Annotated in this window: 1 tRNA gene and 2 other annotated features; the gene reads right to left on the bottom strand. The window is 55.4% G+C overall.

The features are described 5' to 3' along the window. Window positions 1-23 precede the first annotated feature (23 nt). Window positions 24-710, bottom strand: a sequence feature (23S ribosomal RNA rRNA prediction is too short). A 7-nt stretch (window positions 711-717) separates the two neighbouring features. Then, window positions 718-1,219 (bottom strand) — a sequence feature (23S ribosomal RNA rRNA prediction is too short). 231 nt (window positions 1,220-1,450) lie between these two features. After that, a tRNA-Ala gene (locus tag CR157_RS19300) sits at window positions 1,451-1,526 on the bottom strand. Between the last annotated feature and the right edge of the window lie 26 nt (window positions 1,527-1,552).

The following is a 1,552-nucleotide window of genomic DNA, read 5'->3' as shown; positions in this document are numbered from 1 at the left end:
GGCGCCCCACTCGTCTATTGTGGGGCGCTTTCGCTCGCTTCGCTCGCGTAAGCGAATAGCTTTGGGTGATGCACACAAGTCCGTAGCTTCGGTACCTGGTTTGAGCCCCGTTACATCTTCCGCGCAGGCCGACTCGACTAGTGAGCTATTACGCTTTCTTTAAAGGATGGCTGCTTCTAAGCCAACCTCCTAGCTGTCTGAGCCTTCCCACATCGTTTCCCACTTAACCAGGATTTGGGGACCTTAGCTGACGGTCTGGGTTGTTGCCCTTTTCACGACGGACGTTAGCACCCGCCGTGTGTCTCCCACGCTCGCACTCACCGGTATTCGGAGTTTGCCTCGGGTTGGTAAGTCGGGATGACCCCCTAGCCGAAACAGTGCTCTACCCCCGGTGGTGATACGTGAGGCGCTACCTAAATAGCTTTCGAGGAGAACCAGCTATCTCCGGGCTTGATTAGCCTTTCACTCCGATCCACAAGTCATCCAAATCTTTTTCAACAGATCCTGGTTCGGTCCTCCAGTTGATGTTACTCAACCTTCAACCTGCTCATGGATAGATCGCCCGGTTTCGGGTCTATTTCCAGCGACTGGTCGCCCAGTTAAGACTCGGTTTCCCTACGCCTCCCCTACTCGGTTAAGCTCGCCACTGAAAATAAGTCGCTGACCCATTATACAAAAGGTACGCAGTCACCCCACGAAGGGGCTCCCACTGCTTGTACGCATACGGTTTCAGGATCTATTTCACTCCCCTCTCCGGGGTTCTTTTCGCCTTTCCCTCACGGTACTGGTTCACTATCGGTCAGCCAGGAGTATTTAGCCTTGGAGGATGGTCCCCCCATGTTCAGTCAAGGTTTCACGTGCCCCGACCTACTCGATTTCACCGGATCAGATTTTCGACTACGGGGCTATCACCCGCTATGGCGGTGTTTCCCAACACCTTCGTCTAATCAGTCACCGGCTTAAGGGCTGGTCCCCGTTCGCTCGCCGCTACTGGGGGAATCTCGGTTGATTTCTTTTCCTCGGGGTACTTAGATGTTTCAGTTCCCCCGGTTCGCCTCCCAACACCTATGGATTCAGTGTGGGATACCCCGCTGGTGCGGGGTGGGTTTCCCCATTCAGAAATGCCCGGGTCACAGGTCGTTTGCCACCTCGCCGAGCCTTATCGCAGGCTTCCACGTCTTTCATCGCCTCTGGCTGCCTAGGCATCCACCGTATGCGCTTAATCGCTTGACCATATAACCCCAAGAGGTCTGGTCCGCGATCGCGACGACAATTGCCGGATACGCTTGAGACGTATCTCGCGTCTCTTCCTTTCGGAAGAAACTTGTCAGCATGATTCACATTGTTAAAGAGCAGACTGTCAATCGACAGTCACAAACCGGTCATCGCACTGGGCGACGGTGGCTTGTGACTGCAGACTCGATCAGGTAACCGACGGTGGGGGCGGAGATGGTGGAGCCTAGCGGGATCGAACCGCTGACCTCCTGCGTGCAAGGCAGGCGCTCTCCCAGCTGAGCTAAGGCCCCTGAATACCAGCGGTAAGCCGTAAGCC

Source organism: Halomonas sp. LBP4 (assembly GCF_003202205.1).
GTDB lineage: Bacteria > Pseudomonadota > Gammaproteobacteria > Pseudomonadales > Halomonadaceae > Halomonas > Halomonas flagellata.
This window is presented reverse-complemented; position numbering and strand designations above follow the sequence as displayed.